22 protein-coding genes are annotated in these 25,473 nt (G+C 46.5%); 13 read left to right on the forward strand and 9 right to left on the reverse strand.

Features of this window, described 5'->3' with window-relative positions; genetic code table 11:
* Nucleotides 1-205: 205 nt before the first annotated feature.
* From AC787_RS18370 to AC787_RS18405, 8 genes are all read left to right on the forward strand, one after another.
* Nucleotides 206-1,969: an ABC transporter ATP-binding protein gene (locus AC787_RS18370; protein WP_054026108.1), complete on the forward strand. Its 1,764-nt coding sequence runs from the start codon at nt 206-208 to the stop codon at nt 1,967-1,969.
* On the forward strand, nt 1,966-3,759 hold the full coding sequence (locus tag AC787_RS18375; RefSeq protein WP_235561005.1) for an ABC transporter ATP-binding protein: 1,794 nt from the start codon (nt 1,966-1,968) through the stop codon (nt 3,757-3,759). Before AC787_RS18370 ends, AC787_RS18375 begins: the two co-directional genes overlap by 4 nt.
* A 12-nt stretch (nt 3,760-3,771) precedes the next feature.
* Nucleotides 3,772-4,308 carry a GNAT family N-acetyltransferase gene (locus AC787_RS18380; RefSeq protein ID WP_054026109.1) on the forward strand — a complete coding sequence of 179 codons (537 nt, stop codon included), beginning with the start codon at nt 3,772-3,774 and terminating at the stop codon, nt 4,306-4,308.
* 107 nt (nt 4,309-4,415) lie between these two features.
* A complete protein-coding gene (locus tag AC787_RS18385) occupies nt 4,416-4,802 on the forward strand; it encodes a GNAT family N-acetyltransferase (RefSeq protein ID WP_054026110.1) in 387 nt (128 codons plus the stop codon).
* 175 nt (nt 4,803-4,977) lie between these two features.
* Complete coding sequence (locus AC787_RS18390; protein ID WP_054026111.1) at nt 4,978-5,796, forward strand: protein-glutamine gamma-glutamyltransferase; 819 nt, start codon at nt 4,978-4,980, stop codon at nt 5,794-5,796.
* A 148-nt stretch (nt 5,797-5,944) separates the two neighbouring features.
* The gene (locus AC787_RS18395) at nt 5,945-6,625 is read left to right on the forward strand and encodes a response regulator transcription factor (protein WP_054026112.1); all 681 of its coding nucleotides are present in this window, start codon (nt 5,945-5,947) and stop codon (nt 6,623-6,625) included.
* Entirely contained in the window at nt 6,622-7,998 is a 1,377-nt protein-coding gene (locus tag AC787_RS18400; RefSeq protein WP_054026113.1) for a sensor histidine kinase, read from the forward strand. The genes AC787_RS18395 and AC787_RS18400 overlap by 4 nt, the downstream gene beginning before the upstream one ends.
* 553 nt (nt 7,999-8,551) lie before the next feature.
* Nucleotides 8,552-9,538 (forward strand): YhdH/YhfP family quinone oxidoreductase, encoded by a 987-nt coding sequence (locus AC787_RS18405; protein ID WP_054026114.1) that lies wholly within the window; start codon nt 8,552-8,554, stop codon nt 9,536-9,538.
* A gap of 52 nt (nt 9,539-9,590) precedes the next feature.
* Here AC787_RS18405 and AC787_RS18410 read toward each other — a convergent pair whose 3' ends face one another.
* On the reverse strand, nt 9,591-10,013 hold the full coding sequence (locus AC787_RS18410; RefSeq protein ID WP_054026115.1) for a DUF4395 domain-containing protein: 423 nt from the start codon (nt 10,011-10,013) through the stop codon (nt 9,591-9,593).
* A 189-nt stretch (nt 10,014-10,202) separates the two neighbouring features.
* Between AC787_RS18410 and AC787_RS18415 the strand changes: the two genes are divergently transcribed.
* Nucleotides 10,203-11,024 carry a class I SAM-dependent methyltransferase gene (locus tag AC787_RS18415; RefSeq protein ID WP_054026116.1) on the forward strand — a complete coding sequence of 274 codons (822 nt, stop codon included), beginning with the start codon at nt 10,203-10,205 and terminating at the stop codon, nt 11,022-11,024.
* A 438-nt stretch (nt 11,025-11,462) separates the two neighbouring features.
* Here AC787_RS18415 and AC787_RS18420 read toward each other — a convergent pair whose 3' ends face one another.
* Nucleotides 11,463-11,666 (reverse strand): sporulation protein Cse60, encoded by a 204-nt coding sequence (locus AC787_RS18420; RefSeq protein WP_235561006.1) that lies wholly within the window; start codon nt 11,664-11,666, stop codon nt 11,463-11,465.
* A gap of 182 nt (nt 11,667-11,848) precedes the next feature.
* The gene (locus AC787_RS18425) at nt 11,849-13,342 is read right to left on the reverse strand and encodes a lytic polysaccharide monooxygenase (RefSeq protein ID WP_063847544.1); all 1,494 of its coding nucleotides are present in this window, start codon (nt 13,340-13,342) and stop codon (nt 11,849-11,851) included.
* Between the two features lie 471 nt (nt 13,343-13,813).
* On the opposite strand from AC787_RS18425, the gene AC787_RS18430 reads away from it, so the two are divergent.
* Nucleotides 13,814-15,163 (forward strand): asparaginase, encoded by a 1,350-nt coding sequence (locus tag AC787_RS18430; RefSeq protein ID WP_054026117.1) that lies wholly within the window; start codon nt 13,814-13,816, stop codon nt 15,161-15,163.
* Between the two features lie 20 nt (nt 15,164-15,183).
* Nucleotides 15,184-17,403: an asparaginase domain-containing protein gene (locus AC787_RS18435; protein ID WP_054026118.1), complete on the forward strand. Its 2,220-nt coding sequence runs from the start codon at nt 15,184-15,186 to the stop codon at nt 17,401-17,403.
* A 90-nt stretch (nt 17,404-17,493) separates the two neighbouring features.
* Here AC787_RS18435 and AC787_RS18440 read toward each other — a convergent pair whose 3' ends face one another.
* From AC787_RS18440 to AC787_RS18460, 5 genes are all read right to left on the reverse strand, one after another.
* Nucleotides 17,494-19,323 (reverse strand): alpha/beta fold hydrolase, encoded by a 1,830-nt coding sequence (locus AC787_RS18440; protein WP_054026119.1) that lies wholly within the window; start codon nt 19,321-19,323, stop codon nt 17,494-17,496.
* Between the two features lie 59 nt (nt 19,324-19,382).
* Nucleotides 19,383-19,964: a TetR/AcrR family transcriptional regulator gene (locus tag AC787_RS18445; protein WP_054026120.1), complete on the reverse strand. Its 582-nt coding sequence runs from the start codon at nt 19,962-19,964 to the stop codon at nt 19,383-19,385.
* Nucleotides 19,965-20,065: 101 nt separating this feature from the next.
* Nucleotides 20,066-20,620 (reverse strand): DUF6143 family protein, encoded by a 555-nt coding sequence (locus AC787_RS18450; protein ID WP_054026121.1) that lies wholly within the window; start codon nt 20,618-20,620, stop codon nt 20,066-20,068.
* Nucleotides 20,621-20,698: 78 nt separating this feature from the next.
* Nucleotides 20,699-22,060 carry a glycoside hydrolase family 43 protein gene (locus tag AC787_RS18455; protein ID WP_235561081.1) on the reverse strand — a complete coding sequence of 454 codons (1,362 nt, stop codon included), beginning with the start codon at nt 22,058-22,060 and terminating at the stop codon, nt 20,699-20,701.
* 266 nt (nt 22,061-22,326) lie between these two features.
* Nucleotides 22,327-23,028: a peptidylprolyl isomerase gene (locus AC787_RS18460; protein ID WP_054027133.1), complete on the reverse strand. Its 702-nt coding sequence runs from the start codon at nt 23,026-23,028 to the stop codon at nt 22,327-22,329.
* A 368-nt stretch (nt 23,029-23,396) separates the two neighbouring features.
* On the opposite strand from AC787_RS18460, the gene hisS reads away from it, so the two are divergent.
* Nucleotides 23,397-24,686, forward strand: a complete 1,290-nt coding sequence (gene hisS, locus AC787_RS18465; RefSeq protein WP_054026123.1) for a histidine--tRNA ligase — start codon at nt 23,397-23,399, stop codon at nt 24,684-24,686.
* Nucleotides 24,687-24,700: 14 nt separating this feature from the next.
* The gene (locus AC787_RS34120) at nt 24,701-24,838 is read left to right on the forward strand and encodes a hypothetical protein (protein ID WP_161807549.1); all 138 of its coding nucleotides are present in this window, start codon (nt 24,701-24,703) and stop codon (nt 24,836-24,838) included.
* On the opposite strand, the gene AC787_RS18470 is transcribed toward AC787_RS34120, so the two are convergent.
* Nucleotides 24,821-25,327 carry a MerR family transcriptional regulator gene (locus AC787_RS18470; protein ID WP_054026124.1) on the reverse strand — a complete coding sequence of 169 codons (507 nt, stop codon included), beginning with the start codon at nt 25,325-25,327 and terminating at the stop codon, nt 24,821-24,823. The two genes, AC787_RS34120 and AC787_RS18470, sit on opposite strands and share 18 nt — an antisense overlap.
* Nucleotides 25,328-25,473 lie beyond the last annotated feature (146 nt).

Below are 25,473 nucleotides of genomic sequence, written 5' to 3' on the forward strand. Positions count from 1 at the left end.
GCATGAATGAGTGTAATTCTATTTTGTTTGCAAATATGCAAAAACAATAAATGTAGAGCTGGTCCTTGTTTAAGGGTCAGCTCTTTTCTTTTTGCTGTGCAAAGCAGCTATAACTGTTCTTTACCTTGCCACCAATCATCTCCCCATTCTAAGATGAATAAGAAATATATGGATGATACACCCCGCAGTTTGGAGGCAATAGAAAATGAATATCCCTATTAAACAATATTGGAGACTGTTAAGCACCTATTTAAGGCATGAGCGTAATAAGCTTGTGCTGCTTTCTGTGCTGCTTCTCGCAAGTATTGGTTTGCAGCTCTGGAATCCGCAAATCATTCGGCATTTTATTGATAGCGCGCTGCAGCCTGGCATTCAGATTAATGATCTTATCGGCAGCGCATTGTTGTTCATTACGGTCGCGCTTTTGCATCAGCTTGCTAGCGTTTCCTCAGGCTATATCGGAGAACAGGTCGGCTGGACGGCGACGAATGAGCTGAGAGGTGATCTAGCAAAACATTGCCTTCACCTTGATCAAAGCTTCCATAAAGAGAGAACGAGCGGCGAATTAATTCAGAGGATCGATGGAGATGTGAATGAGCTGTCGCATTTTTTCTCCAATTTCATATTTGTGTTGGTTGCGAACCTCCTGCTCATAGCAGGTGTACTCGTATTGATGTTTCGGGAGGATTGGCGCTTAGGCGCAGGCATGACGGTATTCGTTATATTGACGATATTTGTGCTTCAACGGATACGGACGGCTTTTTCGCCTTTTTGGGTGAAATCAAGTGAAGCGCAAGCGGAGTTTTATGGGTTTGTTGGCGAGCATTTAGCTGGCACAGAGGATACACGCGCAAATGGAGCGAGTGAATTTGTGATGAGACGATTTCATGGGCTGCTTCGCAAAATACTCCCGATTACACTCAAAGCCAGCATAGGCGGATATTCGATGTGGGTATCGACAATCTTTGTATTCACGCTTGGTCGATCGCTGGCATTATTATATTGCGCATATTTGTGGACAACGGATTCCATGAGCCTCGGCACGATTTATTTGGTCTTTACGTATACGGAGCTGCTTAATCATCCGCTTGAGCAAATCCGCACACAAATTCAAGATTTACAGCGGGCGGATGCTAGTATTGTAAGGGTTAGTGGGCTATTCGCAACGGAATCGAAGCTAAAAGAGAAAGAAAAGGCTGCCGTGCTGCCCGAAGGCGCACTTTCAGTACGTTTTTCGAATGTCACATTTGCTTATACGGGAGAAGACGGGGACGGGGAGCGAGTGCTCCACGATGTCGATTTGGAGCTTCAGCCCGGGCGAGTGCTCGGTTTGTTAGGACGGACGGGGAGCGGGAAAAGTACGTTAGCAAGGCTCCTCGTTCGCTTTTATGATGTGAAAGAAGGCGCTATCGAACTGGGCGGAACAGATATCAGGGATTATTCGTTATCTGACCTGCGCGGTCGAATAGCGATGGTATCTCAAAATATTCAGCTGTTTCAAGCGTCCGTGCGTGATAACCTCACGCTTTATGATCAATCCATTTCGGATGAGCGGCTGCTTGATGTATTAGAAGATTTAGGGTTAGGCGCCTGGTTAGCTTCGCTTGGGGAAGGGCTTGATACACAGTTGGCCTCAGGAGGAAGCGGTCTGTCAGCTGGAGAAGCGCAGCTGCTTGCATTCGCCCGTGCGTTTCTCTCTAATCCAGGTCTCGTCATTCTCGATGAGGCTACTTCAAGGCTCGATCCTGCTACAGAAGCGCATATTGAGCGAGCGATCGATAAGCTGCTTGCAGGCCGCACAGCCATTATTATTGCCCACCGCCTTGCGACGATTAAACGGGCAGATGATATCCTTATTTTAGACGCTGGAACTCCTGTGGAATCCGGCAATAGATCACAATTAGCAGAAGACCCAAATTCAAGACTATACCAATTGCTGCAAACCGGGGCTGTGGAGGTGCTTGTATGAACGACAAGGAAATGTCAACGGTGCAAGCGATGTGGCGTCTTATTCGCTATCGTCCGGTCCTTTATACAGCGAATGCTATTCTCTGGGCAACGATTCATCTGTTCCCGCTGTTGCCTGGCTTAATTATTCAACAGTTTTTTGATTCGTTGACAGGTCAGGCGAGCTGGTCGCTTAGCGCTACAAACCTAGCTGTCTTGTTAATGGCTGTAGCGGCTGCAAGAATCGTTACGATTTATGGCGGCGCCTTAACCGATACGATTCATCGCTTTAGTATGGGCTCCTTGCTTAGGTGGAACATGCTGCGCTGGATTTTGCGGCAGCCGGCAGCGGCAGCCATTCCGTGCTCACCGGGTGAGGCGGTCACACAATTTCGCGACGATGCCAATCAAGCAGAGGATGCCATTAGCTGGACGCTGGATTTTATCGGCAAATTGTTATTTGCTGCTGCTGCGATCTTCATTTTGCTGCGGGTTAACGTCAGTATCACTTGTTATGTTTTTCTACCACTTATACTCGTTGTATCAGTCACTCAGCTTGCTTCCAAGCGTCTGCAATCCTATCGGGCCACCAGTCGTGATGCAACGGGTAAAGTCACGGGCATGGTCGGTGAAATGTTCAGCTCGGTGCAGGCCATTCAACTCGCTGGTGCTGAGAATCGGTTTATCGAGAGACTTCGCCTATTGAATAAGCAGCGCAGGCAGGCTGCGCTCAAGGATCGACTATTTACGTCTATACTTGACTCGGTATTTTCCAATATCGTTAATATAGGAACAGGATTTATTTTACTGCTTGGTGCTTCCGCCATGCAGCGCTCGGAGCTGAGCGTTGGTGACTTTGCATTATTCGTCTATTATTTAACGTTTGTGACCGATTTTACTGCTTTTTTTGGCAGATTTTTAGCTACTCTGCAGCAAACAGGCATTTCGTTTAAACGGATGGTGCAGCTGTTGCAAGGCGCTTCAACTGAAAAACTTACCGAGCATCACCCATTGCAGCTAAATGGTCCATTTCCTGAAAATGACCGTTCATTGAAAAAGGAGCAAGACGAGGCTCCTTTTCGCACGCTTTCGGTACGGGGACTCAGCTATCGTTATAAGGATTCCGGCAGAGGAATTGAAGATATCAGTATGGAACTTACAAGGGGCAGCTTCACCGTTGTAACGGGAAGGATTGGCTCGGGGAAAACAACGCTGCTCCGTTCCGTAATAGGGCTTCTGCCGCCGCAGGCGGGAGAAATTTGGTGGAACGACGAGCGTGTAGCCGATCCGGATTCTTTTTTTGCACCGCCGCGAAGCGCCTATACCTCGCAGGTGCCTAATTTGTTTAGTGAAACACTTGAAACGAATATTTTGCTGGGAATGCCGGACGAACCGGATCGTAAGCAGAAAGCGATTCACACCGCGGTGCTGGACAAAGATATTTTGCAGCTTGAGCATGGACTTGAAACGATGATTGGCCAGCGCGGCGTGAAGCTATCCGGCGGGCAAGCACAGCGTACAGCTGCTGCGCGAATGTTCATTCGTGAGCCGGAGCTGCTCGTGTTTGACGACTTATCGAGTGCACTGGATGTGACGACCGAGAAGCTGCTTTGGGAACGTGTGGAGAAAACGCCGCATGCGGCATGCCTGATTGTTTCTCATCGCAAGGCCGCTTTGCAACGAGCCGATCATATTATCGTCATGAAAGACGGAAAAATAGAGGCTCAAGGCCGTTTGGATTATTTGCTCGCGATTTCTGCGGAAATGAGATTGTTATGGGAAGAAGAAAATATAGAAGCAACAGAAGAGTGAGGAGACGATTCTATGCGTGAAGGAATGCAAATAAGAGCAATGGAAAGTGATGATGTCAGTGCCATTTTTCATGCGATTGAACATCAAGATATTAGTAAACGTTTAGAATATGTAGCGAGATGCTGGGAAGAAAACATAACCGGGCAGCGCATCACCCTTGTCGCTCTCTACGATGGCCAGTTTGCAGGATGGCTGCATCTGCTGTCACAATCGAATTATCCCTATTTTCAGCAAAACAACATTCCCGAAATTAACAATTTTGATGTTGTCCCGGCTTATCGGCGCAAGGGGATTGGAAATGCATTAATGGAAGCAATTGAGCAAATTGCATTTGAGAAGTACGGAATCGTTGGAATCGGTGTAGGTCTCTACCCGAGTTATGGCAGCGCACAGCGAATCTACGCTCGCAGAGGTTATATTCCAGACGGCAGAGGAATTACCTATGAGAATGTTATTGTTAAGCCCGGCAGCATGGTTCGTGTCGATGATGAGCTCGTGTTATATATGACGAAAGAAGTGCCGCAAGCCTCCTCGGAAAACGGTCACTAGTTTCGCCCATACGATTCATTGTTCCTCTATCGGGGTAAGAAGTAGTAGACCGATAGCTTGACCATAAGAAGCTACAACTAACAGCTTTCTAGGAGGTGCAGGCAACAATGAGTACAGACAGAGACATGTATGGTGAAGTAGAAGAGGAAATTTTGGCTCAAAAGCAAGGGAACAGCTATATTCTAACGACAGCAAAAGGAACGATCGGCCAGATCACCTATACTATGGTTGACGTAGACACATGGGTCATTGACCATACGTATGTGGATGGCGATTATCGCGGCCAACATTTGGGACGGCAGCTGCTTGATTTTGTAGTAGAAGAGGCTAGAGAGAAGGGCAGACGGATTATACCTTCCTGCTCGTATGCACTAGCCGAGTTCAAGCGGAACCCAGCCTATGCGGACGTGTGGGAGAGAACAGACACGGAATATTCCGATCTTTACAGCTCCAGCGGAGCTGGTGGATCAAGAGGCGCACTGTCTAAATCATAGCGATAGACTGGTAAGAAAGAGGAGCCGTCGACCCAAATGGGTTGACGGCTCTTCTGCTGTATAGTAACACGATTTGGCAGCATTCGCGTAAGGCCAGTTGCATCCATACTCACATTTTTTTATTTCATACGTACAATAACCTAATCGATATTGTGTGAAATGGAGGAGAGCTAAGGTGATACTTGTTGCGGGTAGTCCAACGTTTTCGATTAACCCTTTGACGTTATCGGAGATTGAACGAAAAATACTGCAAGCAAAGCAGAAAAGTCAGGTTGTCTATCGCTATCCATCGGTTGATGCGTTGGAGTTTGAGCTGAAAATGCGAATGCATACGGTTGAAGCCGCCAAAGCACTTTATGCCAGCGGAGTGAGCTTTGCGACCTTTGCGGGGTCAAAATGCAATGAGCAATATTGGACGCGTACGGAAAACGGAGGTTTTCAGCTAAAAGGAGGCGTACTGCCTTCCGTCGGAATTAATGATATTTTTGAAAATGGACATTTGTATGGCTTTGAGTGCGCGGGCGCAATTATTATTATTTTTTATAAGGCAGTGCTTGATACCGTTGGTGATGCCGTGTTTAATGCTTACTTCAAAAACCTTTTTTTAAGAGACTGGCAATACGACCGTGATTTGAGCCTCATAACAACCTATAATAAAAACGAAGCCTATCCCGGGGATGCGCTTTATTTCAAGAACCCTGATCATGATCCGGAAACACCGGAGTGGCAGGGCGAGAACGTCATAATGCTGGATGACGATTTGTATTTTGGCCACGGCATCGGTATTGAATCTGGCCAAGATATTATTAATGCGCTGAATCGCATGCGTTCTGAGAACGCCACTATATCTGCCTATTTGCAAGACATAGTCGTTCATCCGGACTACGAGTATTTGCGGGGACTATCGGTAAGGGATGCTTGGTGGGATGAGGGAAGTGATTCTGAACAGCGCGGCATTGCCGCAAGAATAGGAACGGGTTTGGTTATCTATTAAAATGATTCGTATAGGCGAAATGTATGAAAAAGACACCTGTAGAAGATGCGTTTAGTGCCTTCGAATACAGGTGTTTTCGCATGGCGTGCATGGAGGAGTATAATGGAAATAGCAACGATAAATAAGGTCATTTGTAGGGAGCAAGCCGATGAGAATGCATGTGTTAATAGTAGATGATGATCCTTCCATTCGGGAGCTGCTGCGCTTTGTTTTAGGGAAAGACGGATATGTCGTTCTTGAAGCGGAAGACGGACAAGCAGCTTCAATTAAACTTGAGAACGAGCAGGTTCATCTTGCTGTCGTCGATATTATGATGCCCGGTAAAAATGGGTACGAGCTGTGCCGAGAAATAAGAGAGCATTATGACATTCCCGTTATGATGCTGACTGCCAGAGCTGAGATGGAGGATAAGGAGCAAGGGTTTGACTCCGGGACGGATGATTATTTAGTAAAGCCGTTTGAGCCAAAGGAGCTCTTGTTTCGAATAAAAGCGCTGCTGCGCCGTTATCGTCTAGTATCCTCAGAGGTAATTAAGCTTGGGAGCGTATCTATTGATCGAAGAGGCTATGAAATTAAAGTGGGCGACGAGATCATTACGCTTCCGCTGCGAGAATTTGAGCTGTTGTCGCAGCTCGCTAGCCATCCAGGCCGCATTTATACACGAGAGCAGCTGATTCAGCTGATTTGGAGTGCAGATTTTAAAGGGGATAGCCGTACCGTTGATGTTCATATTAAACGGCTGCGCGAGCGTTTTGCGGAATGTCAGGATGATTTCACGATTACAACAATCCGGGGGCTCGGCTATAAGTTGGAGGTGCACGAGGGATGAAATCCTTATATGTACGCATCGTCTTCACGTTTGTTATGGTCGCTATGATTAGCCTCATTTTAGGCTTGCTGTTCACGGGTCTCTACTACCAAAACAATCAACAATCCAGCAATGAACAAAAAATGATCGCGATCGCTCAAAACATCAGCACTCAATATGAGCAAAACCCGCAAATGGATCTGAATAGCTATCTGACGCATATTGCAGCACTTGGCTTTCAAATTTATTTGGTTCGTGACAATCTGCAGGGACAAGCCTATGGCTCGCCCTTCAAGCATGGAAAGCTGAGCGAGCAGCAAATGCAATCTGTGCTGGACGGAGCCATTTACCGGGGATTGGAGGAGCAGAAGGGGCGGCTCGAGCTGTTTTCTTATTTTAAAAATAGTGTTTTGAACACGGCGGGTATGAGGATTCAGACGCAGGCGGGGAAAGCAGCATTGTTTATCCGTCCTGATCTGCAGCAGCAAATTGGCGAGATTCGTATTATTGCCGCTATTCTGATCGGCGCTACTTTCGTCATTAGTCTGCTGCTTATTGTATTCTTATCACGCCTAATTGTGAAGCCGGTCAATGAGCTGACGAGAGCAACGAAGAAGATCGTTGCAGGTGATTTTGAAGCAGGACTTCAGCTTTCGCGCAAGGATGAAATTGGCGAGCTGGCACGCAACTTCTCGGCGATGTCGGTGGCGATCAAGCAGCTGGATCAAATGCGGCAAGAGTTTGTTGCGAATGTCTCGCATGAATTTCAGACGCCGCTTACGTCCATGCAGGGCTTAGCTCGGGCAGTGCTTGATAAGGGAACGACACCTGAGCAGACGGACAGCTATTTGACCATTATTGAAAAGGAAAGCAAGCGTCTATCCCGATTAAGCAAGCAGCTTCTGACGCTTGCCGCGCTGGACAAGGATAATAAGCCGCTCCATAAGACAAGCTTTCGCCTAGATGAGCAGATTCGCCAGTTATTAATTACACTTGAATGGCAATGGACGGAAAAGGATTTGCAATGGGAGCTTGAGCTGCCGGATACGACCATTTATGCTGATCAAGAGCTGCTCTATGAGGTTTGGCTGAACCTGATTGCTAATAGCATTAAGTTTTCTAATGCAGGCGGGCCGATCAGCATTAAAATAATGGAGACCGATGTTATTACAGTCGTGATTGAAGATCTAGGAATGGGCATACCGGAGGAAGACCTCCCGTTTATTTTTGATCGTTTCTATAAGGCGGATAAAGCTCGTAATCATGCTTCCTCAGGCAGCGGGCTAGGACTCTCTATCGTGCAGAAAATGGTGGCTTTGCATCAAGGCAACGTCAATATTCAAAGCAAGCGCGCAGTCGGTACAACCGTCACGGTTACCCTTCCAAGGCCATAAGGTTCTTAGTATTGTTTGTTGTTTATTCGACTGAATAGCTTAAAAGTAATGCCTCATTCCTTCGGATTTTAAGGGGGATGAGAAAGACGTCTCCGCCGATTAGGCTGCGAGACGTCTTTTTTTGCATCCGAGATGCCCAGTCGCAATCGGCTGCAATAACTGTTACATTAGAAATAGAGTAGAGGTTTTGCGGAAGCAGAACGGTTGCAGAACGTGAAAAGTAGCGGATCTGTTGCGGGAAGTGTAGTGTAGCAGATCACGTTGTAGATAGTGCAATAGAAACCTAACATGAGCCTCCTATTAAGGAGCTACGCTGCAGAAATGCAATAGAAATTGCTTGAAATGTGAATATAGAGGTAGGAGCGTGGGGTTCTGTTGCAAAAACTACAATGTAGCCAAGGAGATTCAGCTCGAATGGTGATTGTGTTGCAGAAAGTGCAATAGAAACCTAACTTAGAAATAAAGTGAACGATTCACCGCTCACTTAGCTTTGAGCGACATAGTACGCAAGAATGAAGCTTATTATAAGCCGATATAATGGAGGATTATACTTATGTCATCTTTTAAAGCGCTGGTAATTAACAAAATAGAAAATGAAATGATAACGGAAACGAAACAGTTGGACTTAAATGATTTGCCGCAGGGCGAACTGCTCATTAAGGTTGCCTATTCCAGTGTGAACTACAAAGACGCGTTAGCTTGCCTGGCTAATGGCGGCATTGTGAAAAGTTATCCTTTTGTACCGGGCATTGATTTGGCGGGTACGGTTGTTTCTAGTGAAGATGAGCGATTCCGAGAGGGCGACGAGATTGTGGTTACTGGCTTTGGGCTCGGAGTCAATCATTTTGGCGGTTTTAGTGAATATGCCCGCGTGCCTGCAGAATGGGCAATCAAGCTGCCGCTAGGTTTGTCGATGAAGGAAGCAATGATACTAGGGACGGCAGGCTTTACTGCGGCTTTGTCCGTATATGAACTTCAGAAAAATGGCATTCGGCCTGAGGATGGTCCTATTCTCGTTACTGGGGCAACTGGTGGTGTAGGCAGCATTGCAGCTGCAATTGCGGCAAAGCTTGGGTATGAGGTGGTAGCGAGCACGGGGAAACTGGATAAGCAGCAGTATTTATTTGGACTAGGCGTGAAGCGGATTCTCACAAGAGAGGAGCTTTTATCTCACTCAAAGCAGGCTCTGAACAAGCAGGTATGGGCAGGAGCTATTGATTGTGTGGGCGGAGAAACGTTAGCTTCCGTGCTGTCTCAATTGAAATATGGCGGCACCGTAGCGGCGAGCGGTTTGACGGGCGGAGCGGGGCTTTCCATGACCGTGTACCCTTTTATCATAAGAGGAGTACGGCTGATCGGTATCGATTCTGTCATGGCAGGGATGGAGATTCGCAGCAAGATATGGGGGCTATTAGCTGATACCTATAAGCCGGATATGCTGGGCGAACTATTCTCGGAAATTAGTCTGGAACAGGTGAGTGAGCAGGTAGCTATTCTCTTGAATGGGCAAGCTAAAGGTAGGGTAATTGTAAAGCTATAACGGAGAAAGGAGCCATTGCCGTCATTATGACAATGGCTCCTTTTGTTAAAACTCAGCCTCGATTTAATCTCCGGGCGCGGAATTGCTTATATTGAAAATAGATGGTGCAGCCAATGCAAAAACCAAGGATAGCAGCAAGAGCAGCTGCTCCCATCATCCCTGCAAATATATAACCAGCTACAGACCAGCCGAGCGAGAAGCTAAGCAGCGAGAAGGTGAGGAAACCTACACCGAGTGAGTTGTTGAAGCGTTGCAGCTCGGCTGCTTCTGTTTGTGCGGAAGAGATTCGACCCATTAGGAATGGACGAGCCGCGATAATGAATAAATTAGCTTTTGGACCGAAGATCAGCCCAGCTACCTGAATGATCCAAAGTGCTGCGATGAGCCATGGTAACTGCAGGCCAATCGCAAGGAGGAGAACAGTGACGATACCAACTTGATTACTGCGAACAAAAGGAATCGGAATCTCCTTCATTTAAAAACCAACTTTCCTCATTGGATTTATTTAATTTAATAGTAGAGAATTTCAACCCTTTTGACAATAACCAAATTAATTACAAAAATATTTTGTTTGCTTTTGACAGTGAATACAATGCTATTATTATGAGTAGTTAGCAAAGCAAAGCAATGCAAAATTCCTTATCCTCGGAATGGAGGCTGTACAATGAGTTCGGAAAGCCGCTTGCAAAATAATGTAGACCGTTTCTCCGGGTTCCAAAACGATTACGATCAGCATCGTCCGAAAGCGCCTGACGCAGTTGTCAGTATTTTGACAAACTACTTGGGCAGAGTACCGAGCGTTGTGGCAGATGTAGGCTGCGGCACGGGCTTATCCTCCTTTATATGGCTGGGGCATGCGGGGCAAATCATAGGTTTTGAGCCAAATGACGATATGAGAAGCAAAGCGCTCTCTCATTTGTCTCAGCTATCGGAGGAAGAGTCTATTTCCTTCGTCAAAGGGTACTCTGATCAGCTTGCTCTAGACGCGGAGAGTGTCGATATCATAACATGCTCGCAATCCTTTCATTGGATGGAGCCCGTTAGCACACTCTCTGAATTTGCTCGTGTTCTGAAGCCGGAAGGCGTGTTTGCTGCCTATGATTGCGATTGGCCGCCAACGCTGCATTGGGCTGTCGAAATGGAATATAAGCAGCTTATGGATCGTTCTGAGGAGATTATTGCTGCTCATATGCCAGAGAAGGACCGAGCAAGCAAACGAGATAAGGAACAGCATTTAACACAGATTTATAACAGTGAACTGTTCCGTTTCTCCAAAGAAATCGTCTTTCATAATATAGAGCGCTGCGATGCAGAGCGATATATTGGGCTGGCCATTAGCCAAGGTGGTATTCAGGCGGTCTTTAAGCTTGGCTCGAAGGAGCTTGAGGAACAATTGCAGAGCTTTCGCAGCAGTGTAGAGCAATATTTTGCAGGAAGAACGCTTGATGTCATGTTCAGCTACCGCATGCGATTAGGTGTTAAATAAGTGCAGCACGTAGCGAGAGATAATCAGTGAAAATAGAGTGAGATACGCAAAGAAGCAAGCAGCTGGCGCCATGGATAGGCGACGGCTGCTTGCTTCTTTGCGGTTGTTGCAGGGAAAGGGGGGACTAAGGTTTTGTGAATATTCCGCTCTTTAATAAGAACCATTGATTAAAAGTAAAATATTTCATGGCCAACCTCCACCTTAAAAGTAAGTGATAACGGTTCCAAGACAGCAACCTCTATTTATTGATGATTGCATAGATGGCATAGCCGATAGCGATAGCTACCAAACCAATTGCTGCCGTGGAGGAAAGAATACGGAAAAATATTTCCCACTTATCTCTTTTTGTGTTTCGAATGTCCTTATCCTCATTCCCCTGCGTCACATGATGTACTGGATTATCTTGACGAGGCTTAATGATGGGATCACCCGCTTTCTTTATTCCTTATCTTTATTTTGCTTATAAACGACAAGAATGGTGCTGCGTTGATAGGCGTTGCCTGATGTGGCTGTTTTAATCATAGAGCCGTAGCAAATATTAATGACTTGATCGTCGCTCAGCTCTGCCAAAAACTCATTTGCTCTTTTTTCGGCAAAAACAGAATCTGTATCAATAAATTCTTTAACTTGTATCATGTTCATTGTGCCCTCCTTACCAAATATACAGATAGGCACCCCGCGTCGATAGCAGAATGCCTTCTGACGTCCACCATAGCATTGCGTACTACAAGTGTCAACCAGTAGATTAATTGATCAATTTTGGTTACAAAAAATAGGGGCAGCTTCGCAATAATAACGAAGCAGCCCCTATTCGTTTACATAGGCTAGCTAGCTATTTTCCACACGCCGCCTTGATCAGGTTTATCCCCCATCGTCCACCATTTGGCTACGTAGCTGATGCCATTATAAGTGACATGAGTGCCTCCTACATAGGCTTTCGTGCTGTTCCATTCTGGGACAACGAGGCTAAGCAGCTTCCAAGCACTAGAAGTGTCTGGGCGATTATTTTGCGTCCAATAAAGCGCCTCGTAATCTAATCCGTCATAGCTTACTTTATTTCCTTGTACATATACGGTTGAGGAGCTCCAAGCGGGCAGTGTACTTCCTCCACCTGCATCGGTTGTGCCATTTACGGAGCTGGCAGTGGACTGATTGCCTGCGGCGTCTATTGCATAGACGTTGAAGGTATAAGGAGTGCTTGGGCTAAGTCCCGTTACCGTATATGATGTTGCCGTACCAGACACAGTTGTGACTAAAGTCGTACCGCGATAGATCTTATAGCCGGTTACGCCGACATTGTCTGTAGAGGCACTCCACATCAGCATTAAGCTGGTAGAGGTTGGCGCTCCCATGATATGCAGACCGCCTGGCGCAGTTGGTGCTTGCGTGTCATTGCCGAGAGGGGCATTTGTCGTTACGGTAATCGAGTTGCTGGCATTCGATACATTGCCTGCAGCGTCAATCGCCTTGATATTGAAGGTATAGGCGGTATTTGCCGTTAAGCCGGTTACATTGTACGTTAGCGTTGTGCCGGACACCGTACCGACTAAGGAATCGCCGTTGAAAACGCGGTAGCCGGTAACGCCAACGTTATCCGTAGAAGCATTCCATGCCAAGGATACGCTGTTAGCGGTTTTGGCAGGAGAGGTTAATGAGGCAGGCGCGGAAGGCGCTTGCGTATCAACGGGATTGCTTCCGCTGAAATTGACGTCAATGACGTTATAGAAAGCGTTCGCAGTATCGGCGATTTCCCATACGGCTAGAATGACCTGATAGCCGCTGCGCTCAGGAACGTTACAGGTGTTGGAATAAGAGAAAGGCGGTTGAGCACCGCCGTAATTAACGGAGCAGAATGGAGTTAAGTCGAAGGAATCGCGCGTAAGAGCGGCATTCGGATTCCAATTAGGCTTGGTAATATAGTATTTCCAGCTCGTTGTCAAATGATTGGCTGTCAGCTTCCAGGTAAACGTATTTTGACCGGAGGACATGTTCACTTTCGCCCAGCGGGTAGCTGATTGCTCGTCAAGCTTAGGGAAAGCGCCGTTCGCGCTCGCAATTTTGCCGTCTGCGGGCCCTGCCGCAGGGAAGCCCTTTGGCGCTTCCAGACTTTGAGGCTCGTAGACAATCGAACCGCAATCTTGGTTTTGTTTGGATGCACAGAGGGCAGCGCGGCTTGTGGGCCCTTCGACATAGCCATGAGCGGATGCGCTGGCTGCGAATGCGAGAGAGCATGATAGTGCAATGAGTAATGCAGCGATAGTTAAAAGAAATGGTGAAGAAGTTGTTGAGGAATGAGTGGAATACGATAATTTTGGCATATCAGTTCTCCTTTAATTTGTTTTGTTTGCTTATTGCACTTTTCATGTAAGGTTTCATCACCCCTTTTTTAATAAATATAATTATATTTTTGTAATAACAATTGAAAATATTGAGAGATGACATTTAATTATAGAGGAATGAAATCCTGTTTTTTAAGTTTATATATTAGTTATCGAATAAATGTTTAATAAAAAATAGGGTCTATATTCCTAATTATTACACTGAAAGTGTTATCTAGAATAATCTTTCTGTTCTTGTCGTTAATCTAGTAATCCCATTAATATATGTTAATATATCTAACATATATCTTCTTTAATTTAGTAAGAATACGAGCATAAATAAGTGAAAAATAGAGTATATGCATGATGGTTACGCTTTTTTGTCTATTATATTGACTTGTTAACTTATATAACACGAAATAGAATAATGAAGAAGAAAGAGAGAATTATATAACATAGGAGGAGTTAAACATGACACAAGTTGTAAATAGCAAGGCAGCAAGAAAGATTTTAATTCCACTACTTGTACTTTCGTTGCTTACAGCAATGGTAGGTATACTAACAAAAACGGATTTTGTTCGCGCTGAAGAAGCGCCGCAGCTGCCGAAATTTGATATTCCGGCCTTATCATCTGAACATCAGACTTCCAGCCTTCCTAATGTTATCGTTGTTGCAACAGGAGGAACGATTGCAGGCAAGGCGAGCAAGGATGATCCTACTAACTTCCAAAGCTATGCTGCTGGTACATATAAAATGGCGGATATGGTTGCTCAGCTGCCTGGAAAAAATAAAATAGCTGATGTCTCGACCTATCAATTCGGTAATAAGGGTTCGAGCGGATACAGTATAAAAGACCTTTATGATCTATCGCTTGCGGTAGATGAAGCTTTAAAAATTTATGACAGTGCAGTAGTAACGACGGGCACGGATACAATGGAAGAAATCGCGTATTTCCTTGATCTTACCGTTCGCAGTGAAAAGCCAGTTGTTGTAACAGGCTCTATGCGCCCATGGGATGTTATTGGAACGGACGCGCCTGCCAATCTCTATCAAGCTATTAAACTAGCAGGCAGCGGCAAAACAGAATGGTTCGGTACAGTTGTCATGTTGAATGATGTCATTTATGCAGCGCGTGAAGTTACAAAGTCAAACTCACACCGCACCGATACATTTGATGCTCCGATGTTTGGCGCACTAGGTTATGTAGATGATCCGGCTGTTCGTATTTATCGTGCTCCCGCTAGAGCGGCGAAAGCAGGTACGCCGGCATGGGCTTCACCGTTCGATTTGAAAACCATTTCCAAAGACAGTCTTCCAATTGTAGAAATCGTATATAGCTATCAAGAAGCAGGCGGCGGCGCTATTCGCGGCTTAGTGGAAGACGGCGCAAAAGGTATTGTAACAGCAGGGACAGGTGCAGGCGGAATTTCGTCAAAACTAAGTGCTGCTCGCTCGACAGCTATTAAGGATAAAGGTGTCGTATTTGTATCGACAACAAGAACAGGCTCTGGTTCTATTTATAATAGCGGCAGTGGGAATGTCATTGGCGGAGACAACTTGAACGCGGCGCATGCCCGCATGATGCTATTGCTGTCGCTAGCATTTACAAACGATGTAAACACGATTAGAAACTGGTTTACGACTTTTGGCACGCAGGACGTAGAAATTTCTGTTGATGAAAATACAGTGCTCAGCACTACGGTTGAGGAACCAATCGTAGAACCTGTTGTGACGGAGCCTATCGTTGTTGTTCCAACACCTGAAGCTGTAATTCCAGCTGCAACAGAAACGACGTCTGAAGTAGCACCGGTGACGCCATAATTTGGGGGAGGAGTACGGTTATGACCATAAGAAGCGAATCAACTGCAGCAAAGAAAGTTTTCATTCCCCTCCTCATTATGGCTCTCCTCAGTTCGATACTGACTGGCTATGCCAGCTCAGTTCGTGCCGAGGCGGCAGCGCCGCAGCTGCCGACCTTTGACATTCCGGCATTAACGGAGGAGCATAAAGCTTCTCCGCTGCCCAATGTTATTGTAGTAGCTACAGGAGGAACGATAGCCGGTAAAGCAAGCAATAATGACCCTACCAACTTCCAAAGTTACGCAGCAGGCACGTATAAGATGGCGGATATGGTAGCCCAGCTGCCTGGAAAAAATAAAATTGCTGATGTCTCTACTTATCAATTCGGCAACAAAGGTTCGAGCGGCTACAGTATGAAAGATCTCTATGATCTCTCTCTTGCGGTGGACGCAGCGCTTGAAATTTACGATAGTGTAGTTGTTACGACAGGTACGGACACGATGGAGGAAATTGCTTATTTCCTCGATCTAACGGTTCAAAGTGAGAAGCCAGTAGTCGTAACGGGCTCGATGAGACCTTGGGATGTTATTGGAACGGATGCTCCAGCCAACTTATATCAAGCGATTAAGGTAGCAGGGAGCGGCAAGACAAAATGGTTTGGCACCGTCGTTATGCTGAACGATGTCATTCATGCAGCACGTGAGGTAACCAAGAGCAATTCGCACCGGACGGATACGTTCGAGTCACCGATGTTCGGCGTGCTTGGCTACGTTGATGATGCAGCGGTGCGCATGTATCGTCTGAATGCAAGGGCGCTCAAGGCTGGTCAAGCGGATTGGGCAACACCATTTGATTTGAAAAATATATCGAAGGACAGTCTTCCTATAGTGGAAATCGTATATAGCTACCAAGAAGCAGGCGGCGGCGCCATTCGTGCTTTGGTAGCAGACGGAGCCAAGGGGATTGTTACAGCTGGTACTGGTGCGGCTGGTATTTCCTCGAAAATGAGCGCGGCACGTTCCGCAGCGATTAAAGACCACGGCGTTACGTTCGTTTCGACGACAAGAACAGGCTCTGGGACTATCACTGGCGGCGGCAACGGCGTAATTGCCGGAGACAATTTAAACCCGCAGCATGCACGTATTATGCTTATGCTGTCACTGGCATTCTCGAATGATTTTGCTACAGTGAAGAACTGGTTTGAAACGGTAGGCACACAAGATATTACGATTGATGTGCCGGAAACGCCAGTAACGCCTACACCGACACCGACTCCACCAGTAGAAGGCGGTTCGGGTGGATCGGGCGGTAATGTACCAAACAAAGGACAGGTTTCGATTGGTGCAGGCAGCGCAGGTATGCTTGGCTTGGATGATAGTGTAACGGTATCTATTCCGGCAGGAGCGACAAAGGAGCAAATGCTGCTTTCCATTGAGAAGCTGACAGGAAATAGCGGAATCATTGATCCTTCAAGCAAGCTTGTATCGCCAATTTTTGAAATACACAAGTCGATTTCAGCTAATTTCTTGTTTCCAGCGACGTTGACCTTTAAGTTCGATACCACTTTGGTCAAGGATGGACAGACGGCATCCGTATTCTATTACGATGAAGTGAAGAAGCAATGGGTAGAGATGGGCGGTGTAATAAAGGACAATTTTATTACTGTGAACTCTGATCATTTCACTAAGTTTGCCGTATTCGCAGTGGACAAGAAGGTTGAAGAAGTACCTTCCTTTACAGACATATCAAGCCACTGGGCAGAGGCTGCTATTAATGAGGCGGTTGCTTCCGGTATTGTGAAGGGATATTCAGACGGTACATTTAAACCAAATAAAACCGTTACGCGAGCGGAATTTTCTGTTATGCTGATGGGCGCATTGAAAGCGGAGGGTGAAGGTGCGGTGCTTGCCTTTGCTGATAGTGCAAAAATCGCGGCTTGGGCAAAGGATGCAGTTGCTCATGCGGTCAAAGCGGACATTATTAGCGGATATCCAGACGGAACCTTCCGCCCAGGCGCAAACATTTTGCGTATGGAAATGGTATCGATTATTGCGAGTGGTGCCGGATTAACGTTGGATCCGAATGCGACAACCAGCTTTGCTGATAACAAGGAAATCCCGGCGTGGGCGAAGGGTGCTGTCAAAGCGGTTAGCGATAAAGGCATCATTCAAGGCCGGACGGGCAATATCTTTGCTCCGAAAGCTACGGCAACGCGGGCAGATGCGATTACGGTTATTATGAATATGCTTAAGAGCAAGTAGTGGTTTGAACGAAAAAAAAGGGCGGTTTTTAAAGGTCGAATAGGACCTTTAAGAGCCGCCTTTTTTTCAGGCCATGCAGCAAATTTTAAACTAGAGCCCCGCTTGGAATAATAGGCGCGCTGTTTCAGGTGGATGAGAAAGGGGGAAGTGGTGACCGTGTGCTAGCAGCTGAGTAGGAACTGTGCTGTAAGTTTTCGGTATCGTATACACGCGGTCCTGTGAGCCCCAAATGATACTGACCCGTTTCTCATCCCATTGTTCGGGTTGGTGTCGGAAATGCTCATCTTTTGTTAACTCAACGAGTGTGTCAGCCAGAGTGGCTCTAACGCGCGGGGAGCTGAGTTCGTTCAAGATATATTCCAAATAGCCCTTAGGGATTTGACTGATCCTCTCGAAGCATCCCTGCAATACAAGCTCTTTGCGCAAAGTTGCTAAGGAAACATGGGACAAAAGCATACGATTGACGATTCTACTCCTGTATCTGCTGTTCGCATGGTGAAGCGCTGGCTGTAATAAATGTACGGCTTGAATACGCTCTGGCAAACGCTCCATGACCTTGGCTGCGAGCAATGCTCCATAGGAATGGCCGATTAAAGTAACCGATTCAGGTTGTGATGTAATAGCGGACATAATAGCCTCGACATGTCCGTTTACTACGTTTGCGGGATGATGGTGATAGGGTGATCGCCCAAAGCCTGGTAAATCAGCAATCCACACTTGACGATGCTGCAGCTCTGAAGCTAGCGGTATAAGGCAGTCTGCACCGCTGAAGGTACCGGGCAGCAAAATAATCGGGTTGCCGCTGCCAGCTTTTTCTAGCGTAGCGAGTGGGCCGCGTTTGCTGCGTACGAAGTTAGGATGACTTGTTGGCCCATGGGACAAACGATAATCCAAATCGGCGATCACATGCGGGAGAATCGAAAAATCTACAGCGGCAGGAAGTGAATGTTTTTGCTGAATATGCTGTGTAGATTGTAGAGGGAATGCTTGATTGACAATAAAGCTGAGCGATTCTCGGGGAATGCCTAGCTTGCTGCCTATACGGGTGCTTAAAATCTTGCTCAAAAGGGATACAGGGATAAAACCGATTGGAGACGGGACGCGAAGTTCCTTATTTATGAGTGTTATTAGCTGGTTCATGTTAAGGCTTGCTGCTTGTTCATCAAGTAAATAATAGGTGTTGCTGAGAGGTTGTTGCTCGTTCGCGAGGGCAGCGATGAAAGCAGCCGTATGATCCAGATGGACGAGCGGGAGCCAGTTTTTCTTGCCTCCTGGAACAGTGCCCATAAGTTTTTTTCTCGCCGCTGCTATCAAAATGCCCAACCCACCAGTTTGCTCTGTGTTGCCCGTAGTAGAATCACCGATGACTACGCTTGGGTTAACGACGGATAGAGGGTAGCCGGTTTGTTTAGCATGCTGGCGGATATGAAGGTCTGCGTTTATTTTCATTCGCTCATAAGGCGACTCGTGCTCCAAAAGCTGCATAATGGCTGTTGCATCGTTTAAGTTCGAATCGGTCACAGGACTCTTGAAACCGACGACATGAATGAAATGCAGGGGATTTCCATTCTCGTAAAGCTCAGCAGCAAGTGAAGTTAAATGGTTAGCTGCATCAAGAAAAACCTCCTTCGCTTGTTGTTCAGTTAAAAGAATATCCATTGGTCCGCCAGCGTGTATAATGACATCCGCGTTTTGTATCGCAAGGCGGTCGCTTGAAGATAGGCCCAGTCCTTGCTTCGTCAAATCTCCGATTACGGCTGATAGGAGACCGGACTCCTCGTGGTTTGTTTGTTTAATAAGTTCCGCTATTCGGCTATGCGAACGTGCTAAAGCAGTAATGCGATGACCGCCTGCAGCTAGCTGTTTAATAATTTGGGAGCCGACAAAACCTGTTCCGCCCGTCATGAATACATGTGCCATTAGTAAACACTCCTCTGAAATAATTTTAGTACTAATCAGTACTAAAGTAATCAAAAAAATTACTTTAGCATAGAAGCTAAAGCATGAAGCGATTGCTGTAGTATGGTGGGGTCTTGCTGAGCGTGCTGCAGAAACAATCCGCCCTCGATCGTGGACAAAATTAAGGAAGCCATTGGCTGAGGGGGCAGTTTGCTGTTTATTTCATTTCTAGCGATGCCCTCTGTAATAAGCTGCTCGAGGATCGTTAATTGTTTGTTGAAAAATACGCTTATCTGTTTCCGAATGGCGGTTGCTTCCATTGGTGTTTGCGTGTATAGCGTTAAAAAAGGACAGCCTCCGAGGCAGTCGATGTCCTGCAGAGTGAGCGTCTGCATAAGTTTCGTCAGCCTTTCCATAACAGGCAGCTCGGTTTGAGCGGCAATATGAGCTATAAGTGCTTCATATTGATCAGTCATCCGCTCAATGATCGTGGACAATATCTCCTCTTTACTCTTGAAATAGTAATAAATATTAGTCTTGGATACTTTGCTCGCTGCAACAATATCATCCATGCTTGTGACAAGATAACCTTTGCTCAAAAACAAGTTGGACGCTGTCTGTAGCGCAATTTCGCGATTAGATGTTTTAGAGGTCGTTTTCATGATTAGTACTATACAGTACTAATCATGAAATTGTCAATTATTTCATGAACATAAAAAACCTCCTTGGGTGAGAACACCCAAGAAGGTCCGTCATACAAAATTTAATACACGCCGTGAACTTCCTCCCACCACCCAACGGAGAGAACGGCGGGAGCGGGATGGTTCATTGCGCTTGTTAAGGTGAAGAGAATGGCTTTGCCTGGTCCGATGATCCAGTGACCGCTCTTTTCACTTGAGATGCTGGAATATGACGGAATAACACGAGTGGATACCGGAATGGCTGACAGCGCAGTCGTATCCAGATGGCTGCCGAACTGGATTTGTCCTTGGGGCTGCGGTTTCGGATGAATGGCAAGGTTAGCTGTAGATACCTCATGCGATTGTTTCCCGTGTGTAGGCAAGCTGGAACAAAAGCAAATTTGCGAGACGAGCTTATCATCTGACAAGTTGCTTAGCACATAAAGATCCAAATAAAGATTAACGCTGGAATGGGGAGGGTTGACCAAAGCTCCCCAAGTCCGGTTTGCATCGGTCGGATTCAACTGATCGGTTTCGCCTAAAAAATATTTGCCTTGCAGCGATTTATTAAGCGGATTCGTTAAGTTGACCACACTGACCGGCCCGTAGCCATTCATCGCTTCACCGTCCTCTGTCATAGGCCTATATACCACCATATGATGAAAAATGTGGATCATGCCTATGAATCGAAGCGGCAAGGCGACGACTATAAAGAACTATTCTTTGGAGACATGACTGCCCCAAACGGCAATACCTTCTTTGGATAGTGCGCTGAACGTCATCACATAGCTGAGTGTGCCTTCATTCCACTGACGGAGAAATGCTCCGTGATACAGCGAGCCGTCAATCGTGAGATCGATAGTAGAAGCGCCAGTGCTTTTCCATGAGCCGCTTGCGCTTCCGGAGATCGTGCCGTCTTTGTTCAGAGAAAGCAGGGTGGATGGTTTGATATCAGCTGAGATGTCTTTGCCGTGGTTCACATATTTATACTCACCGATGAATTGCTCGGTCTTTACGCTCTCAGCGGTTTCGCCTGCGTAACGATGAGGAGCAACGACGGGCCAGCCTTCCGTGTTCATAAGCATTTGATGAACCCTGACCTCATGGCCTTCGCCGCGAGTTGGGAAACGAGTGTGGAAAATGAGAAACATTTTGCCCGCATCAGGGTCGACATAGGTGGAGTTATGGCCAGGTGAAACATAACCCGTCCCGATATTTGCGATTTCTCCGTCGACATTGTCCATCTGGAAGTTGCCCATTAGCTTCACCCCATAAGGTGCAATAGAAGCGTCATCGAACAGCGTTCCGAAGGTGCCAAATGCGTCAATCATTTCCTTGCCCTTTGAGTCTAGGAAGGGGCCGTCGGGATTTTTTGAGCGCGCCACACGGATATTGTAACCGCCTTTGGAGTCTAACCCGCCGTAGGAAAGGTATAGATAGTAGTAGTCCGTTTCTTTGTTGTACATCATATAAGGCGCCTCGATGCGACTATGATTGTTGCCGAGCAGTCGTTTGCCGTAACCTTGATCGGGATAGGGGAGGCCGGTTTCTGGATTCATTTTCATGATAAAAATACCGCCTGAGTATGAGCCATACACCATCCAGAGCATACCGTCTTTATCATAAAATAAATTCGGATCAACGACGTTCGGATGAACGGCCGCATCATACACAGTTCCGTCCTCGCTCAAATCATTCCACATGCCGGATTTGAGAATCGTTCCTTTATTTTTATAAGGCCCCTCTACCTGATCGGCAACCGCGTAACCAAGCACCGACCGAGGCGAGTCACCCTTGCACATGCTGTAATACATATAAAATTTGCCGTCCGGCAATTGGATGACATCGCCCGCCCAGAACGTATCGGTCTCGGCCCAAGCAAGCTCCTCACTCATTTCTGTCAGTACATCCGGTATAATTGGGTTCCCTTCATAGACACTGGAGTTCATCTGCTCCCAGGACATCAGATCCTTCGACTTTGCAGCAGCGAGATGGGAGCCAAAAATGTAGAAGGTGTCGCGGACTTTGATGATCGACGGATCATGAACGGAAGCGTTAGTGAATGCGGGCTCCTCCATTGTAACCGCTTCCGATTTTTGCTTATTTGAAGCTTCGTTTGTTGCTGCTGGCTGCTTGCGCTCCTCCGGTGCTGCAGTGTTTCCTTCAGGGTTTCCGCTGCAAGCGCTCATGAAAGTCATCATACATACGGTTATCAAAATAATGTTTTGTTTTCTCAAGTAGAAGATCCTCCTAGGTTAACGTCATTTAATTCATATAAATATTAATCGATTAATAAAATTATTATATCCTAGGCAATAAAAAAGAGAAGGGCTCAGCCCTTCTCTTATTTCGTCGTTACTGGTTCTTCGAATGTCATGCCAAGCGTGTCTACGGTTACTTTTTTCATGGAAATCGGTGTTTCTGGTTTATCGCCCGCGCCAACCTTCTGATTGACGATTTCATCGACCGCTTCCATGCCTTCTGTTACTTTGCCGAAAGATGCATATGCGTTATCGAGTGACGGCGCATCTGCTACCATGATGAAAAACTGCGATCCGCCCGTGTCAGGATCGTTCGTGCGTGCCATTGAGAGGACGCCGCGTGTATGCTTCAGCTTGTTCTCAAAACCATTGCTGAGAAACTCGCCTGGAATGCTGTATCCTGGACCACCGGTTCCTGAACCTTCTGGGTCTCCGCCTTGAATCATAAAGCCTGGAATAACGCGGTGGAATATTACGCCATCATAAAAGTTTTTATTAATAAGAGAAATAAAGTTGTTTACGGTATTAGGTGCAACCTCTGGGTAAAGCTCAAGTTTAATGATTTTGTCATTACTTAATTGAATCGTTACAACAGGATGCTTGTCCGAGCCAAGAAGCTCAGGGCCTTCCTCAGCAGGTGCTTCAGTAGGGGGAGTTGTGCTTGTATTGCCACCGCCTGATCCTGTTTTCTCCGTACTCCCGTTTGCACCACAGCCTGATGCTACAACGAGCAGAGTAAGTGCAAGAAGAAGCATGATCCCAAGACGTTTGTTCTTAAACAGCATTTCAATATCCTCCTTAAATTTGCGAATGCAAATGACCTCGAAACGATCTGATTCACGCAGCATTCACCTTTTATATCCAACTTGTATAATATCATATTGCATGATTTAAATGCGAATCCATCGTAACTCTTGCGCGAAAAGCTGCGATTCGCTATAATCACATTAATTCAGTCGAAGGGATTGGGTCCTATGTACACATTCCAATTGAATCAGCTTCATCATTTCACCAAGCGTTAGCACCCCTGATCAACATTCAGGGTGGGCTAGCGCTTCTCGCGTTGGCCTCCCTGCAGCATACGATGCGCGCAGGACCAAGAGGTCCTGCGCGTTTTTTTTATTCCAATAATTTAGGGAGAGGAATGATCGTGATGCAAAATGTAAAGGGAACCTATGACTATTATGGCAGGGAGCAAGCGCTTAGAAGAAAGATTCAGGAGACCCTTCGGGAAAAGTTCGAGCTATATGACTTTGATGAGATGGTGACAACCGAGCTGACTGATCTCGCTTTCTTGACATCCAAATATGCTGGCGGCGATGAAATTATTAAGGAAATGTACCAGCTTACTGATCAGCGGAAGCGACGATTAGGCTTGCGATATGATTTGACGATCCCTTTTGCCAAGGTGATGGCATTAAACCCAAGTATTGAATTGCCTTTCAAACGATATGAAATGGGCAAGGTATTCCGTGACGGTCCTGTTAAACGCGGACGGCTGCGTGAATTTTTGCAATGTGATGTGGACGTTGTTGGGGTGAAGGGGCCGGAGGCAGAGGTGGAAATGATGCAGCTGGCTATCGATGTGTTTCGCACCCTTGAGCTGGATATCCAATTGAAATGGAATAATAGGCGGTTTCTCGGCGAAATGCTTGCAGCTATTGGCGTCCAAGGTAGGGATTCGCTGTCGGTTATGCTGACTCTAGATAAGCTCGCAAAAATCGGAATAAACAGTGTGAAGGAGGAGCTTAACGAGAATGGTTTGGCTGACGAGGCGATCACTGCGATTATAGAGTTGATTGAGCTGGAGGAGCCGACTTTGGAGGCTTTGATGGACAAATATAGCCTGCAGAACAGTGTTGGGACGCAGGAAGTGATAGAGGTACGCGATATTCTGCGCAAGCTTGGATTAGAGTCCGTTTGTGTGTTTGATCCTTTTCTATCACGAGGGCTACCGTTCTACACGGGTACTGTTTATGAAATATTTGATGCAGCGGGTGGCTTCTCATCGAGCCTTGGCGGCGGTGGACGGTATGATGCCATTATTGGACAGCTAGTTGGCAGTGACGATGCTGAATATGCAGCGGTTGGATTGTCGTTTGGCATGGAATCAATTATGGCGCTGCTTGAAGAGCGTTATGCAGCTGCGGCAACTACGTCTGTTAACGTAGTCCTCATTCCTATAAGCGTAACGGCTGCAGAACTGCTGCAAACCGCAGCGGATCTGCGTGCAAGCGGCATTCGAGTGAAGCTCGACTCTAGCGGGCGGAAGTTGAAAAATATACTTGCTTCGGTAGCAAGCAGCGGAATTCGTTACGCTCTGCTCGTAGGAGAATCCGAATGGAAGGCGGGGCTGGTTCGCTTGAAGGATATGGAGGAGCGGGTGGAAAGAGAAATGAGTATCGATGAAGCCATTTATATTTTAGAAAATGTAAGTGGCTAAGGAAAAGGATTAACGTGATTAACGTATTATCGAGTCTCATTTTGGAGCAGCCAAGTTGTACTCGTCTTAGTCATCTTGGCTGCTCGCCATTGAATCTCGTAATGGTCACAGTGGAAGAGATCGAGGATTTGTCTTTAAAGGAATGGGAATAGGATACGGAGCAGCTTGCGTCGTTTGTTACGATCCGTTGCTGAGAGTGATGCTGCGGCAATATGCTGCTGAGGAAGTTGCAGAGCGTCCATGCTTCTGGTTAGCTGAGTGAGAATGTGACGCAGCTCATCCAGCTCCTGCCGATGGCTCAGTAGCTGGTATGTGACGACTTCATCCGCTTTTTGGGATAGAGAAGTTTCCAGACGGCTCAGTCGATTAAGCAGTTCTTCACGATCCTCGTATGCAGGGGGAGGCGGGGTAAGAGGAAGCGGGTCAGGTAAGTCAGGTGAGAGATTAATAGCTTGCAGGCTGCTCCCGTCCTCTAATTCTCGCTTAATCAGATGGAGCTTATCAAGAGCTGTCTCGTCAAAAGTATAGTGACCATGCATATCCTTGTGAAAGGAAGAGGGGAACTGGGATACCCAACGTCTGACTGTTGTTTCACTGACAGTAAGCAGCTGAGCGGCTTCTTTGGTTTTTAACAACGCCATTGTCATCACCTCACTCTTTAATTACTAGAGTAATTCGTTCCTAATCCATGCTCTCCTGCACGGCTGACAAAGGTAGTGGTTAATCGCTAAAAGAAGTGATCATCCGATAGTTTTTTTATGAAAATGTCTAAAAGAGCAATGCTCGC

The sequence above is a fragment of the Bacillus sp. FJAT-28004 genome, from assembly GCF_001280845.1.
Lineage (GTDB): Bacteria > Bacillota > Bacilli > Paenibacillales > Paenibacillaceae > Pristimantibacillus.